The organism is Stenotrophomonas muris, from assembly GCF_052751275.1.
The window spans coordinates 1,470,491-1,483,790 of sequence record NZ_CP199879.1 but is presented as its reverse complement, the minus strand read 5'-3'; the positions used below and the strand labels follow the sequence as shown (position 1 = coordinate 1,483,790).

At 63.5% G+C, this 13,300-nt stretch carries 13 protein-coding genes; 5 read left to right on the top strand and 8 right to left on the bottom strand.

The window, feature by feature from the left end; genetic code table 11:
* Positions 1 to 6: 6 nt before the first annotated feature.
* Positions 7 to 1,125, bottom strand: coding sequence for an ATP-binding protein (locus ACUVWL_RS06725; RefSeq protein ID WP_445978959.1), 1,119 nt, complete (start codon positions 1,123 to 1,125; stop codon positions 7 to 9).
* Positions 1,126 to 1,828: 703 nt separating this feature from the next.
* Between ACUVWL_RS06725 and ACUVWL_RS06720 the strand changes: the two genes are divergently transcribed.
* Both ACUVWL_RS06720 and ACUVWL_RS06715 read left to right on the top strand, forming a co-directional pair.
* The gene (locus ACUVWL_RS06720; protein ID WP_158454142.1) at positions 1,829 to 2,284 is read left to right on the top strand and encodes a Pycsar system effector family protein; all 456 of its coding nucleotides are present in this window, start codon (positions 1,829 to 1,831) and stop codon (positions 2,282 to 2,284) included.
* A 1-nt stretch (position 2,285) separates the two neighbouring features.
* Entirely contained in the window at positions 2,286 to 3,107 is an 822-nt protein-coding gene (locus ACUVWL_RS06715) for an adenylate/guanylate cyclase domain-containing protein (protein WP_164109236.1), read from the top strand.
* A 214-nt stretch (positions 3,108 to 3,321) separates the two neighbouring features.
* Here ACUVWL_RS06715 and ACUVWL_RS06710 read toward each other — a convergent pair whose 3' ends face one another.
* Together ACUVWL_RS06710 and ACUVWL_RS06705 are read right to left on the bottom strand one after the other, a co-directional pair.
* Entirely contained in the window at positions 3,322 to 4,656 is a 1,335-nt protein-coding gene (locus tag ACUVWL_RS06710) for a serine/threonine protein kinase (RefSeq protein WP_241883857.1), read from the bottom strand.
* 169 nt (positions 4,657 to 4,825) lie between these two features.
* Positions 4,826 to 5,539, bottom strand: a complete 714-nt coding sequence (locus ACUVWL_RS06705; protein ID WP_241883858.1) for a hypothetical protein — start codon at positions 5,537 to 5,539, stop codon at positions 4,826 to 4,828.
* 166 nt (positions 5,540 to 5,705) lie between these two features.
* Here ACUVWL_RS06705 and ACUVWL_RS06700 point away from each other — a divergent pair, with 166 nt between their 5' ends.
* The 3 genes from ACUVWL_RS06700 (at position 5,706) to ACUVWL_RS06690 (ending at position 7,776) form a co-directional block, all read left to right on the top strand.
* On the top strand, positions 5,706 to 6,461 hold the full coding sequence (locus ACUVWL_RS06700; RefSeq protein ID WP_241883859.1) for a tetratricopeptide repeat protein: 756 nt from the start codon (positions 5,706 to 5,708) through the stop codon (positions 6,459 to 6,461).
* Positions 6,462 to 6,918: 457 nt separating this feature from the next.
* Positions 6,919 to 7,275 (top strand): hypothetical protein, encoded by a 357-nt coding sequence (locus ACUVWL_RS06695; protein WP_010485758.1) that lies wholly within the window; start codon positions 6,919 to 6,921, stop codon positions 7,273 to 7,275.
* Positions 7,276 to 7,776, top strand: a complete 501-nt coding sequence (locus ACUVWL_RS06690; protein WP_445978958.1) for a hypothetical protein — start codon at positions 7,276 to 7,278, stop codon at positions 7,774 to 7,776.
* A gap of 9 nt (positions 7,777 to 7,785) precedes the next feature.
* On the opposite strand, the gene ACUVWL_RS06685 is transcribed toward ACUVWL_RS06690, so the two are convergent.
* Genes ACUVWL_RS06685 through paoA form a run of 5 tightly spaced genes read right to left on the bottom strand, consistent with a single transcriptional unit; the run spans position 7,786 to position 13,253 of the window.
* Positions 7,786 to 8,412, bottom strand: a complete 627-nt coding sequence (locus tag ACUVWL_RS06685; protein ID WP_134808858.1) for a nucleotidyltransferase family protein — start codon at positions 8,410 to 8,412, stop codon at positions 7,786 to 7,788.
* Positions 8,388 to 9,449: an XdhC family protein gene (locus ACUVWL_RS06680; RefSeq protein ID WP_445978957.1), complete on the bottom strand. Its 1,062-nt coding sequence runs from the start codon at positions 9,447 to 9,449 to the stop codon at positions 8,388 to 8,390. Before ACUVWL_RS06680 ends, ACUVWL_RS06685 begins: the two co-directional genes overlap by 25 nt.
* Before the next feature lie 8 nt (positions 9,450 to 9,457).
* Positions 9,458 to 11,662, bottom strand: coding sequence for an aldehyde oxidoreductase molybdenum-binding subunit PaoC (gene paoC / locus ACUVWL_RS06675; protein WP_445979161.1), 2,205 nt, complete (start codon positions 11,660 to 11,662; stop codon positions 9,458 to 9,460).
* Positions 11,662 to 12,612 (bottom strand): FAD binding domain-containing protein, encoded by a 951-nt coding sequence (locus ACUVWL_RS06670; RefSeq protein ID WP_445978956.1) that lies wholly within the window; start codon positions 12,610 to 12,612, stop codon positions 11,662 to 11,664. Before ACUVWL_RS06670 ends, paoC begins: the two co-directional genes overlap by 1 nt.
* Positions 12,609 to 13,253 carry an aldehyde dehydrogenase iron-sulfur subunit PaoA gene (gene paoA / locus ACUVWL_RS06665; protein WP_445979160.1) on the bottom strand — a complete coding sequence of 215 codons (645 nt, stop codon included), beginning with the start codon at positions 13,251 to 13,253 and terminating at the stop codon, positions 12,609 to 12,611. Before paoA ends, ACUVWL_RS06670 begins: the two co-directional genes overlap by 4 nt.
* Positions 13,254 to 13,300 lie beyond the last annotated feature (47 nt).

Below are 13,300 nucleotides of genomic sequence, written 5' to 3'. Positions count from 1 at the left end.
GCCGCATCAATCAGCATTCTTCGGGAGTGTGATGACGAATGAGGTGCGGCCATCACGCCATCGTCCACGAACAGTGCCGCGGTGCGCGTGGCAGATTTCCCGCACCAGGAACAGGCCGAGGCCAAGGCTCGCGTGTTCTCCCTGTGACGCGTTGTGCGAGCCTCGGCGCAAGGGATCGAACAGGCTGTTGAACGCTTCGTCCGACAGTTCGGCCCCCGCGTTGCTCACCGTGATCAGGGTCTGGTCGGCGAGGCTCTCAAGGCTGATCCGCACATCGGTGCCGTGTTCGCCGTACTTTGCGGCGTTGGTCGTGAGGTTGTGAACCGCCTCGCGCAACGAAGAGGCATCGAAGCAACCGCGGGCATCGCCTTCAACCTCATACGTGATAGGGACGTGGGGCAGGGCAGCGCGAAGCAATTCGACTTCCTCGCCAAGCGATTGGGCAAGATCGCAGTCCACCAGATGAATGGCCATCCCATCGCCCAGCTTGCTGCGGCTGTAAGCCAGCAGGTCGTCCAGCAGCTTTTTCATGCGCATGCTGCCGTTGATGATCCGCTCGGCCTGCTTGGCCAAAGCTGGGTCCTGCAGCCCACTGGCCAGGGTGTCTGCCGAGAAGATGATCGCTGCCAAGGGGCCTCGGAGATCATGCCCGAGCGCCGCGAGGAAGATCTGCCGCCAGGATTCGACCTCGGCAGAGAACTGAGCAAGGGATTCGGCCACCGCCTGGTCGATGGCCTCATTGAAACGAAGGATGTCATCGATCGATGAAGTGACCAGCCGCTGGTCGGATGCCCATCGCCGAAGTACCGAAGCCCGAAGCGCTCGATACTCAGCCACCATCTGGTTGAGGCCAAAGCCGGCGATGGCGCGGGTTCGGCCATGATAGGACGCGGCGGACTCGGGGCCGGGTTTCAACGGTGCAAGCCCGTGGGACTTTGCGAGCTGCTGGGAGTCTGTCTGCGGCGATCTGAGATCGTCTATGACCGCCTGAAGAATCTGGGGAAGATGATTCCGAAGTTGCTTTGCGCTGAACTCGACGGTATCGGGTGCCTGCGTTTCGGCGAATGCCACCGCGTCGTCGAGGATTTCCCGCGCATTCTGTTCGATAAAATCAGCCAGGCGCATCGCCAAACCCGTCCTTAAGTGGTGCGCCGAGCCTACACGACGGCGTTTGGATACGGGGTGAGAAAGGCTCGGCCTGTGGGGCGCGGTTCTGCCGGTGTTGGGGCGGCCATTTGAAGGGGGAGCCTGCAGCGCGGGTTGGGCCCGGGCGGCGGTCGCCCGGGCCAGTCTGGCTAGAACATAATATACATTATGCGAAATGATGTATCGGGCTGTGGCGGCGTTCGTGTCCTCCGCATGGCAATGGCTGGGCCTCTGGCTCGGCTCTTGCCTGCGACCTCAGACTCCGGCCAAGGCCGTATTGACTTGACCGGCCCTTGGGCCGGTTTCGGATTCAAATGTGGACACTTTTCACACCCGAAGGTCATCAGCTGGAGCCGTGCGACATGCCTTGGTGGGCCCTGACTTGCAACATTGCCCGGGAATGGCGACTGATGATGGCGGAGGCTGTCCCTCCGGGCTTCGGCCACCCGGAGAGTCTCGTCCACGGCGAAATCTAGCGTCATCTACCTTGCCGATGCCCTCAGAATCCGCAGAGAACGGCAGTTGGGCATGTGTGCGCGTCCAATGTGGTCTACATGACTCGTGGGCCGAGGTCACGCCAGCGCGTGTAAGGCGCTCTCGTGCGGCGACGCCCCTACACCCCAGGAGACGCGGCTGCAGCCCGGTTTGGCGTAATCTTTCCAAAATTTCTTTTGGGGTGCCCATGGACAGGCGGAATTTTCCATCGACGGTAAACGGATATCTGAATCAATACGTCCAGTTGATGGATGTGAAGGCAACGGCGGTGGCAGCTGCGGCGCTTGTGCTTATCGGGTTGGGTCTTTCCGATCAGGCAAAGAGCGCCGATCCAATCCTGCGGATCGTGGGGGTTTCATTCGCTGGGGTGGCATCGTTCTACGCGCTGCATACAGTGCTTCCCAGAACGCCTCATAGCGGAAATGGGCATATCTTCTGGACTGATGTCTCGGGCTTTAAGAGCGCAGAGGACTACTGGAAATCAGTTGAGAAATTGACAGACGAAGACATCGGGCGGGAGTACGCGCGCCAGAATTTTGAGGTGAGTCGGATTCTCATCAGGAAGACGCTCCATGTTCGACGAGCGATAGTCTGGTTCGGAGCCGCCTGCGCTTCAATTGCCCTCGCAGTTGCGGTGAACTGACATGAGCCCTCGCCTTTCATTTGCGGACTACAGCGGCTATGTCTCAGCCCTCGCAAATAGCGTCCCGACGACGATTGAGCGCCTGAGTGATATCACCAGCGGGCGTGTAGCGCCATCCGTAGAGGATCTCTCTATCGGTTCAGCGCGCAGTGTAACGGCTGCCGTGATCTTCTTCGACATCCGCGGCTTCACTAGAAGGACGTCCTCGTCGCAAATTGATGAGCTAAAGAAGACTCTTTTCATGCTGAACTGCGTGATTCCTTCCATGATGCGCGTCCTTTTCAGGCACGGCGCTTACGTTGAGAAGAATACTGGTGATGGCTTGATGGCGGTGTTGGGCGTTGGTGAAAACGCTGCCTCGATCGCATCTAAGGCGCTTTCCGCATGTAGCGAAATGTTGTTCGTGCTGGAGGATGTTGTGAATCCAGTCCTGAAGCAGCACGGGATCGAGCGAGTGGACGCTCGAGTCGGTGTCGATCTAGGCGACATTCTTCTCGCCCGTATTGGGGTGCCGCGAGGGGCTGCTAGTCACGATCGTAGCTCACTCACAGCAGTGGGGCCCGCGGCAAATATTGCATGCAAGCTGCAGGGCTTGGCCGGCACCAATGAAATATTCTGCGGGGACCGTCTTCGCGCAGGAGAATCATTGCTGGGTCAGGCATTCTTTGTCGATGTTACACCCCCGGACTGGACATGGGTCTATGGCGGCGGCGGACGCTACTCATGTTGGAGGTATACCCGTAAAACGGTGAGACCTACTTCACCGACAATATTGGGCGGAGGGCTTCTAAGAAATTTTGTGCCGACGGATGGGCCACGGTAATTTGAGAATGGCCGGATGCGGCGGGCCTTCTGGGAACGTGCAGAAGGGCATTTGCCAACGTACGATCAGGCCGTTCCCATTTGCCGCGGCGGCAGCCGGCCGTGTCTCGCTCGCGCTCGTCACAGACGTCCCGCTGCAGCCCTGATGCGCTCGGCGGTCGAAACAGACTGCTCATCAATCGGCCGCCGAAAGCTCATCTAGGCTATTCATTTACTCAGTACTCAAGTAGATTCATGAATGCACGCTGGGCAGCCACCTTCCGTACGAACGCGCCTAGCACCAGGGCGAAGAAAATGTCTGCGTGGTGGCGCACCTCTTCGTTCAACCTGATGGTGTCTACTGCGTGCCCTTGGTAGTAATCGCTACGCTCGCCGTCAACGCTGAATGTGCAGACGATATCCGCCTCGTCCATCTGTATCACGTGTCGTGATGACACTTCCTGCCCCCCTGTGGCGTGTGTAAAAGTCACGGACGTAACCCAAGAGTCGTTCTCTCGAAGCGGGCTGCCCGCCATCATCGACGGAACGAGTTGCTGTGATTCGCTAAGCTCTCGAATACGCTGCTCAAAGGCAACAGCGGCCCCTCGCATGGACATGAGGACGATGTGGCGCTGTGCCGTCTCGTGCTCACTCATCATTTCCTGATATCGCGCCACCGATTCCGCCATGTCGACGGGTTGAGCGGTCTGGCGAGGGTGTTGAATCTCATCAATGCGCTCGATTAGATTGTCGATTGATTGGAAGCGCAGATTTGGCGCAAGCTGGAAACCGACATCAAAGATGCTGGTTAGCCTATCCATCCTGGGGTCATCTTTAGTTGTAGTCGGAAAAGAATTGCGCAGGCGCTTATGGGGTGGTTCGCCGCCCCCGCCGAACGACAACGTTCGCGGGTATTCGTTTGTCAGAAGGTAGAAAAGTATTGCAACCACGAAGGTAACGTCCGATCTGGGGTCATTGCGCAGCTGGCCAGCGGTCATCTCCGGCAGGCGCACAAAGCGATTCCCGAGTTCCTGCCCTGCTCGCGTATGCCACCCGTCCTCGCGATCTTCGAGGGGGAGCCAGGCGATGCCGAAGTCGACCAGATGCAGCTTCCCTGCTGTGTCAACAATAATGTTCTCTGGCTTGATGTCGCGATGCAGGACGCCATTGGCATGACATCTTTCAACAATGCGCGCTAGTGACAGTGCAATTTCCAGCGATTCGTCGATGGGCATGGGCGCTGTCACGTACTGCTGCAGGTTATTACCGTCAATCCAGGCCTGGACGAGGTAAAGCTCTTCGTCATCTGCGGCTTGGCTAACGTTAGATTCAAAGATTTGGGGGACGCCGTCCCCTTGAACTTTTATTAGTCCCGCAACCTCTTGCTTCATTCGCCTCCGGCGCTCGTCACGATCTTGTGGATCTGGGAGCATTTCTTTCAGTGCGCCAAGCCGTCCACAGACGTTTCCGCGAACTTGCGTAATGGAGCCCTGTCCGCCGCCACGTTTTTTTACGCCCTCGACGGCGGTCCATCTGTCATTCCAAAGGAGAGGCTGAGCCTGAGTTTTCACGAGATTTCCAATTATTTAAAGGGTTCTTGCTGCTAAAATGCAGGTGCCTTTTTTTCCATCTAGCTAGCTGAGAGAGGTGCGGTGCTGAGTATCTCCAAGGATCAACTGACCACCCTGCGTTGATCTCGAGCATCTGCGGCCATTCACCACCTCAGATAGAAATTCCTCATCACGATTGGGTTGACTTGACAGGCATCACACGCTTTTGCGCGATCTCCAGCTTATTGACGTCCTCCGCAGGCACAAGAAGCACAACTTTCCCCGCTGGCTCCCACAGCACGTAACTATCACCTAAGCGACCCGCAAGTCCCAGGCCGCCTTGTACTTTGCCATCAATTGTCACACTCACCGTGGACGGGTTTCCGCTGGCAGTGATCTCCTTGGCGCGCCGCGATCCAAGCCAACTCGAAGAAATCGACACGTAGACAAGCATTACGAGAGCATAGATCAGCCACGGCGAGTCCTTTACGGCGGTTGGGAGCACTGGTGACAGGCGCACAGCTATTGCATATATGCCCACCGAGGCTGCACCTATCAGAAGGGACCATCCGTTCGACCACCAAAGCACTGCCACCAGACCCACAAGACAAAGCACCATCGCCAACCACGCCAGCAGGCTGGATTTAGACTTGCTCGCCGTCACCTTTCCTTCGATCCAGCCACCAAGTAGCAACGCAACCGGCAGGAACAACAACACCATGCCAATGCTCGCAAGGCCCGCCAGCGCAAGCTCGCTTACGGCGACAAACTGAAAGGGATCCAGTCCGAAATGGCCCCAGTACGCCTTCAGATAGAAGGCGCCTTGAATCAATCCAAAGGTGACGAGCGCCGAACCCCATCCAGCAACATCGGCCATCGTCAGTGTCTTTTTCGTACGCTCCATGTATCCCCTTCCATCAATGCAGCTCGGCCACATAGTGGCATGCTGCGCTCCGCTCTGCAGAATCCACTCTATTAACGTGACGCGTCACGTCCGATCACCCCGCCCATTGGCGCCCCACCCCTCCCCCACTATAGTTCCACCCCTCACAAGGAACGAGGCGGCACACATGCCCTATATCGGAATCGGACTCCACGTACTGGCGGCCATCTACTTCGCGGTGCACGCCATCCGCTCGGGCCAGAGCCTCTATTGGCTCATCCTGCTCTTCTCCTTCCCACTGCTAGGCAGCATCGTCTACTTCCTGGCGATCTACTTCCCGGAAGCCCGCAACTCGCGCGGCGCGCGGCAGGCAATCCGCTCCGCCAAGCAGCTCATGGACCCGGGCCAGGACCTGCGCAACGCGCGTGCCGAACTGGCGCGTACGCCCACCGTGCAGAATCGGGTTCGCCTGGGCATGACGCTGCTGGATGCCGGCCAGGCCGAGGAAGCCAGAACCCTGCTGGAGCAGGCGGCCAGCTCGCCGCTGGGCGACGATCCCTACATCCTGACCGGCCTTGCCCGTGCCCGCCTCGATTCCGGGCAGCCCGCGCTTGCGGCGGAGACGCTGGACGGCCTGTTCGCCCGCCATCCGGATGTGCGCCGCAAGCCGGAACAGACCCTGCTTTACGCGCAGGCACTGGCGGCTGCCCAAGCGCCCGGCACCCGTGCCGCGTTCGAGCGAGCCGTGGAATGCGGAAACGATGCCGCCGCCCGCTGCCTGTACGCCGAGTGGTTGATGGCACAGCCGCAGCCCGCCGATCGTGAGCAGGCCCGCAGCCTGTTCGCCAGCATCATCGATGATGCCCAGCACTGGTCGCGTCACGCACGCAGCCACAATGCCGCATGGCTGGAGCGGACCAAGGTCGCGTTGAAGGGCTACTGACGCCTGGCGGCCTTTGGCAACCCTGTCGCATCCGCCTCGTTCACGGCCTCGCCGGGCGGATGCCGACACTCGTCAGGCGTGCACCACCGACATCGCCGATAGCCTTGCAGTGCAAGGCTCCGGCCTCATTGCGCGGTATACAACGATTCTGAAAATGTTGAATGTGGTGACGGCATCAGCCTTACTGCATTGGCATCGCGCACAACCGGGCGTATTCCTTTGCGTGCCACCGGAAACGGGTGGCCGGGATTCGAAACCCCGGTTCTACGCTGAAGTAAACGCTTGCCAGCCGGCATCACCCCTCAGGTGGTGCCGGCTGGCAATCCGTCGGCCGACTATGGCGGGCGGTGCGTGGAGGCCTTGTGCCTGCCGGTTTAGCGTAGACCGGGTTTCGAACCTCGCACCGCCCGCCACCTTTATCGGTGGCGGCTTCTGCATGCACGCAAGGAGCCCAGCCATGACCCAGCCCCACTCCCCTGCCCCGCACCCGATCCACGACGCGCCCGCCAACGGCCCTGCCTTGGACCCGAACACCCTCATCGCCCTGCTGCACAGCATCGGCTCGGGCGCCGCCTCCGATGGCCAGCCCTGGCCAGAGCGCCATCAGATGCCCGGCCGACGCATCGCCCTGGCGGATACCGATTGCTCGCTGGCCGGTCTGCGCGTGGTGCTGGAGATCCTGCTGGCCGCGCAGCGTGCCCGCGAGAACGGTGAGCTGGAGCAGTACGTCGGCCCTCGCGTCATGGAGGGCCTGATCATGGCTGGCATCGGCCTTACCGCACACGCCAGTACGCGCCTGCATCCGGAGGGGTGAGTGGCGTGGTGCCGCTGGGCGGCCAACGCGCTCTGTCTTGTGGTGGTGGTTGCGGCACAGGCGCAGTGGCCGGCGACGCTAGTGCCCTCGCCTGTCGCGTTCCAAAACATCAACGACGATCGATTCTCACAACTGCGCCGCCAGGCGATGCAGTTCGTGGACTCTCGGCCACGACAGGGCTTCCAGTTCGTAGAGCGGCACCGAGATGCCGAGTTCGAGGTTCATTGCCGGGGCATACCCGTGCTGTGGCTGGAGGGGCGCTCGCACCATCTGCTGTTGCAGGTCTCACTGGACGCGGAGCAGCGGGCGCCCGCCGTTCTGCAGCTTGGCACGCTACTTCAATGGCAGCTGGAGCCGGTGGGCTATCTGGAGCAGGTGCTGGCTGACGTGCCGGAACCTGTTCTGTCGGACCGGGTGCTGCAGATGTTCGGGGGCGGGGTGCCTGAGGGTGCGCGATGTGGCCCACACTGGTCACCTGCGCGACAGGCATTGGCCAAGTGACCACGCGGGTCACCTCCCGGCATCGATCCAGCCCGCATCGCGCGCACGCGCAAGATCTTCTGGCGTATCAATATCCAGGCCCAGTTCCGGTGCCTGAAGGACATGCACCGTATCGACAGGAAGTTGCCGCAGGCGCGCTCCGAAGCCGCGGTCACCGGCTGCACCGACAGGGGTGAACCAGGCGCGCGGCACGACTGCGGGAACGCCAAGCGCATTTCCGTGGCGGGTGCCCGCGCACGTTGACGCTGCGGCGCGGGCACCGGAAAGCAGCGCCTGCAGATGGGAGCGCTCGATTGCGGGCTGGTCGCATGCCACGATCATCACCGCGGTCACCGTGGGCAGCAGGTGTGCGCCGGCAACCTGCAGGCTGCTCGCCAGGCCACGCTCCCAGTGGTGGTTGGTTACCGGAGTGGCATCCAGCCCGGCAACGCTGGATGTCACGGCCTGTGCGTTCGCGCCCACCACGACCAGGACTTGCGCTGGCGCGAGCTCCAGCGCTAGCCGCACTACGCGGTGTACCAGGGTCTCGCCCTGCCGGGTGAGGAGCTGCTTGGGCTGGCCAAGTCGGGTGCTCCCGCCGGCAGCAAGCACGACGACCGCATGCGCGTCAGTCACCTGCCGTGCGCGCTTCGCCATTGCTGCAGCTGTGCGGCGATGCTGAGCGAAATCGCCTCCGGCCCTCGGCCGCCGATGTTCAGGCCGACCGGTGATCGAAGTCTCGGGGAAAGCCGGTGGCGCTGATCCGGTGTCAGCAGCTTGAACAGGTCCTCGCGCCTTCGCCGCGGACCCAGCAGTCCAATGAACGCGACGTTGGTATCAGCCAGGGCCACCAGCGTCTCCCGGTCCAGTTCGAAATCGTGATGCATCACCAGTGCCGCGTCGCAACAGTCGCCATGAAGGGCCTCGGCCGGGCTGGTCTGAAGATGCGCATCCGCGCACTGCCCGGCTGGGGCCCAGCGCGCTCGCCGTTCGGCCACGCTGACCCGCCACCCCAGGCCGCGCAGCAGCGGAACCAGGAAGGGCGTTTCGGGACCGCCCCCCAACACCAGGGCCCGCGGAAGCCGGGGCAACGGCAAACGCCACGCGCCCTCGCCAAAGGGCTGTGTACCCTCCATCGGATGCAGCTGCCATGCCTGCTCGCGATGGCCGGCACGGAAAACGACCTGCCCCGACCTGCGAAGGTCGCGCTGGAGTGACACGCCCTCGCGGAGCCAGACCTCGATGACGTCGTCGACGCCGGACATGGCACGCAACGGCAGAAGTGCAATCCGAAGCCGGCCGCGGCAGCCGAGCGCGGATCCGCTCAACAGGTCGTCGTCACTGCGGGTGTCGATCTCGATCCAGTCGACCCGCCCTGCCGCGCTCACCTGCTCCGCGCGTCGCGCGAGCTCGGGCTCCAGGCATCCGCCGCTCAGCCAGCCGACCTGGCTGCCGTTGCAGAACAGCACCATGTCGCCGGCACCGGCGTAGGTGGAGCCATCGGTTTCCAGCACCAGCGCGAGCACGGCGTGCTCCCCCGCACGCACGCGCGTCAAGGCCGTCTCGAGCACGCCGCGCGGGCTGCCTTCGGCGAGGAAGCCTGGCGCTGCGGACAGGTCCTCGGCAAGATCGCCGGGCTCCCCTCCGCCTGCCGCTGAAGCCTCCAGCGCGGGTGAGGCTGCGGATCGGTCCATGCGCACCGTCAGCCTATGTCGGGCAAGCCGGGCAACAGCTTGTCCAGGGTGATGGGATAGCTGTGCACGCGCACGCCGGTTGCGTTGTAGATCGCATTGGCGATCGCGGCGCCAACCCCGCAGATGCCCAGTTCACCCACACCCTTGGCCTTCATCGGCGAGATCACCGGATCCAGCGTGTCGAGGAAGACCACTTCCTGGTACGGAATGTCGGCGTGCACGGGAACCTCGTAGCCGGCCAGGTCGTGGTTGATGAACAAACCAAGCCGTTTGTCGACCACCAGCTCCTCCATCAGGGTCGCGCCCGCGCCCATCACCATCCCGCCGATGACCTGGCTGCGTGCTGACAGCGGATTGAGGATCCGGCCGCCATCGCATACGGCAAGCATGCGGCGAATGCGCGTCTCTCCAGTGTAGGCATGCACGGCGACCTCGCAGAAATGCCCTGCATACGTGCCGACGTCGTAGCCTTGTTTGAAGTCGCCGAAGGCAATGCCGTCCTCCGCCGACAGTGCCCCCGCTTCCGCCAGCGTGATGGTCCGCCCATCCGCCTGGATGCGGCCACTGGCGAAGTCTGCGGTGTCGCCGTCGAAGCCGAGTTTCTCGCCCACCTTGCGGCGCAGGCTGACGCACGCCGCGTACACGCCCGCGGTGGAGCTTGCCGCGCCCCACTGGCCGCCGGAACCGGCGGAGGCGGGATGACGGGAGTCGCCGAGGGTCACCTGGACCTGGTCCAGCGGCACGCCCATGGTCTCGGCTGCCGTCTGCGCGATGATCGTGTAGGAGCCGGTGCCGATGTCGGTCATGTCGGTCTCGACAACCACCCCGCCCTGGCCGTCAAGCCGGACCCGCGCCGCCGACTTCATCGTCGGTGCGCCGCGGTAGCCCGCGGACACGCCCATGCCGACCAGCCAGTGCCCTTCCCTGACCTGCGCCGGCCGGGCGTTGCGCTTGTTCCAGTTGAAGCGCTCCGCGCCTTCGCGCAGGCAGCGCACCAGGTTGCGGTCGGAGAATTTCTTGGACGGATCGCCGGGCACGACCTCGGGCTCGTTGAGGATGCGGAACGCGATCGGATCGAGGCCCAGCTTCTCGGCCATTTCGTCCATCGCCACTTCCAGCGCCATGTGGCCCGGTGCTTCACCCGGTGCGCGCATCGCATTGCCTTCGGGCATGTCGAGCGTGGCGATGTAGTTGGCCACCAGGCGGTTGGCGCCTGCATAGAGCTTGGGCGTCTGCAGGGTGCCGTTTTCGCCATCCTCGCCGTTGATGTTGCCCGACCAGTTCTCATGGGCGATGGCGGAGATCCGGCCATCCTTTCCGCAGCCGATCCGCACGCGCTGGAGGGTGGCGTGCCGGTGCGTGGTGTTGTTGGGCATCAACGGGCGTTGCAGCGCGATCTTCACCGGTCGCCCGACCTGCTTGGCCGCCAACGCGGCCAGCACCGCGTCGGCGCGGATGAACAGCTTGCCGCCGAAGCCGCCGCCGATATAGGGCGAGTCCACGCGCACCTTGGCAGGGTCGATGCCGAGGATCGCCGCCATGCCCTGCCTGGCCCAGTCGATCATCTGGTTCGCCGTCCACAGCGTGAGCGTGTCACCCTCCCAGGCGGCGATGGTGGCGTGCGGCTCCATCATCGAATGACTTTCGTCGGAGGTGTGATAAGTCTCGTCGAGCTTGACCGCGGCGCTCGCGTAGGCGGTGTCGAAATCGCCCAGCGCCTGCCGGTCGGGCTTGCCGTCACGCCCCTTTGCCAGCGGCGCGGTCGGTGCCAGGGCCGGGAAATCGAAGCGGCCCTTGCTGCGCTCGTAGCGGGTGCGGATCAGCGCCGCGGCGGCGCGGGCCTGCTCGAAGGTCTCTGCCACCACGCAGGCGATGGCCTGGTGGTAGTGGGCCACTTCGGGTCCACCGAACAGCGGCGCATTGTTCCAGTTCGATTTGCCGACCGGCTTGGTTTCCGGTGCGGTGATGACCGCCAGTACGCCGGGCGCGGCACGCGCGCGGGAGGCATCCATCGAAATGATGCGCCCTTTGCCGATGCCCGCACCGACGATGTAGCCGTAGGCCTGGTTCGGCGCCACGTCGTGGCGCTCGTAGGCATAGGGGGCGGTGCCGGTGGTCTTGCGCGGACCGTCGATGCGCGGCGTCGGTTTGCCGACGACCTTGGCCTTGTCGAACAGGTTGTCGCCGGCGGGGGCGTTGAATTCAAGGGGCATCAGCGCTCTCCTTCCACCAGCACGGCCGCGAGGGTGCGCTCGGCGAGCGCGATCTTGAATGCGTTCTCCGGCGTCGGACGGGCGCCGGCGAACACCTGCCCGGTCGCGGCCTTTACGCCGTCGCGCAGCAGCGGTTCGGCTGCCTCGACGCGCCACGGCTTCGGCGCAACTCCACCGAAGGCGAACCGCGCCGAACCGTCTCGCTGCACGACCGCAGCGACCGACACCAGTGCGAACGCATAGGACGCGCGGTCACGTACCTTGTGGTACACGTGCCGACCGCCCAGGGGCTTCGGCAGCGTGACGTGGGTGATCAGCTCACCGCGCTGCAGCACGTTGTCCTGCTGCGGCCTGTCGCCGGGGGAACGATGGAAATCGGCAATCGGGATGCTGCGCGTACTGCCGTCACCGCTGACGGTCTGGATCGAGGCGTCCAGCACCCGCAGGGCCACCGCCATGTCGCCCGGATAGGTCGCGATGCAGCTGTCCGAGGTGCCGATCACGCCCATCTGACGGGAAAACCCCTCGAGTGCGCCGCACCCTGATCCGGGCAGGCGCTTGTTGCAGGGCAGATGGGGATCGTAGAAATACGGGCAGCGCGTGCGCTGCAGCAGGTTGCCGCCGGTGGTGGCTTTGTTGCGCAGCTGCCCGGAGGCGCCTGCCACGATCGCGCGGGTCAGCACCGCGTAGTCGCGGCGCACGCGCTCATGCGAGGCCAGCGCGGTATTGGTGACCAGCGTGCCGATGCGCAGGCCGCCCTCGTCGGTGGGTTCGATCCTGTCCAGGCCGATGTCCTGCACATCGACCAGGTGCGCTGGCGTCTCGACCTCCAGCTTCATCAGGTCGAGCAGGTTGGTCCCTCCGGCCAGGAACTTCGCGCCCTCGATACCGGCGACGGCCTTGGCGGCCTCGGCCGGGGATCTCGCGCGTTCGTAACTGAAGGCCCTCATGCGCGCCTCCCAGGGGTCACGCCTGCAACCTCTTCCATCGCCTCGGCAATATTGGAATAGGCTCCGCAGCGGCAGAGGTTGCCGCTCATGCGTTCGCGCATCTCCATGTTGGTGGCCCGGGGCCGTGCGCTGACGTCTGCCTGCACATGGCTGGGGACACCCCGCTTGATCTCGTCCAGTACCGCCACCGCCGAGCAGATCTGCCCCGGCGTGCAGTACCCGCACTGGTAGCCGTCATGCTTGATGAAGGCGGCCTGCATCGGATGCAGGTCATCGGGGGTTCCGAGTCCTTCGATGGTGGTGATGGCATCGCCCTGGTGCTGCACCGCCAGGCTGAGGCAGGCATTGATGCGCTCACCGTTGACCAGCACGGTACAGGCACCGCATTGACCGTGGTCGCAGCCCTTCTTGGTCCCGGTCAGCTTCAGATGTTCGCGCAGGGCATCGAGCAGCGTAGTCCGCGTGTCGAGCTCAAGCTCCCGCCGCTTGCCGTTGACGGTCAACGCCACCGTGCTGACGACCGGCGGCCTGGGCGGCGGGGGCGTCGCCAGTTCGGCGGCGAGCGATGACGCCCCCGGTGCGGCGGACATTGCCACGGTCGTGACGCCGCCGGCGATCACCTGGCGACGCGTCAACTTCATTCCTTCATCACAACTTGGCACAGTGACCTCCTGGCGTTCGGGAAAAT

Coding starts and splice junctions, on each gene's coding strand:
- ACUVWL_RS06725 (WP_445978959.1), bottom strand. CDS start 1,125: ATGCGCCTGGCTGATTTTATCGAACAGAATGCGCGGGAAATCCTCGAC.
- ACUVWL_RS06720 (WP_158454142.1), top strand. CDS start 1,829: ATGGACAGGCGGAATTTTCCATCGACGGTAAACGGATATCTGAATCAA.
- ACUVWL_RS06715 (WP_164109236.1), top strand. CDS start 2,286: ATGAGCCCTCGCCTTTCATTTGCGGACTACAGCGGCTATGTCTCAGCC.
- ACUVWL_RS06705 (WP_241883858.1), bottom strand. CDS start 5,539: ATGGAGCGTACGAAAAAGACACTGACGATGGCCGATGTTGCTGGATGG.
- ACUVWL_RS06700 (WP_241883859.1), top strand. CDS start 5,706: ATGCCCTATATCGGAATCGGACTCCACGTACTGGCGGCCATCTACTTC.
- ACUVWL_RS06695 (WP_010485758.1), top strand. CDS start 6,919: ATGACCCAGCCCCACTCCCCTGCCCCGCACCCGATCCACGACGCGCCC.
- ACUVWL_RS06685 (WP_134808858.1), bottom strand. CDS start 8,412: ATGGCGAAGCGCGCACGGCAGGTGACTGACGCGCATGCGGTCGTCGTG.
- ACUVWL_RS06680 (WP_445978957.1), bottom strand. CDS start 9,449: ATGGACCGATCCGCAGCCTCACCCGCGCTGGAGGCTTCAGCGGCAGGC.
- paoC (WP_445979161.1), bottom strand. CDS start 11,662: ATGCCCCTTGAATTCAACGCCCCCGCCGGCGACAACCTGTTCGACAAG.
- ACUVWL_RS06670 (WP_445978956.1), bottom strand. CDS start 12,612: ATGAGGGCCTTCAGTTACGAACGCGCGAGATCCCCGGCCGAGGCCGCC.
- paoA (WP_445979160.1), bottom strand. CDS start 13,253: ATGAAGTTGACGCGTCGCCAGGTGATCGCCGGCGGCGTCACGACCGTG.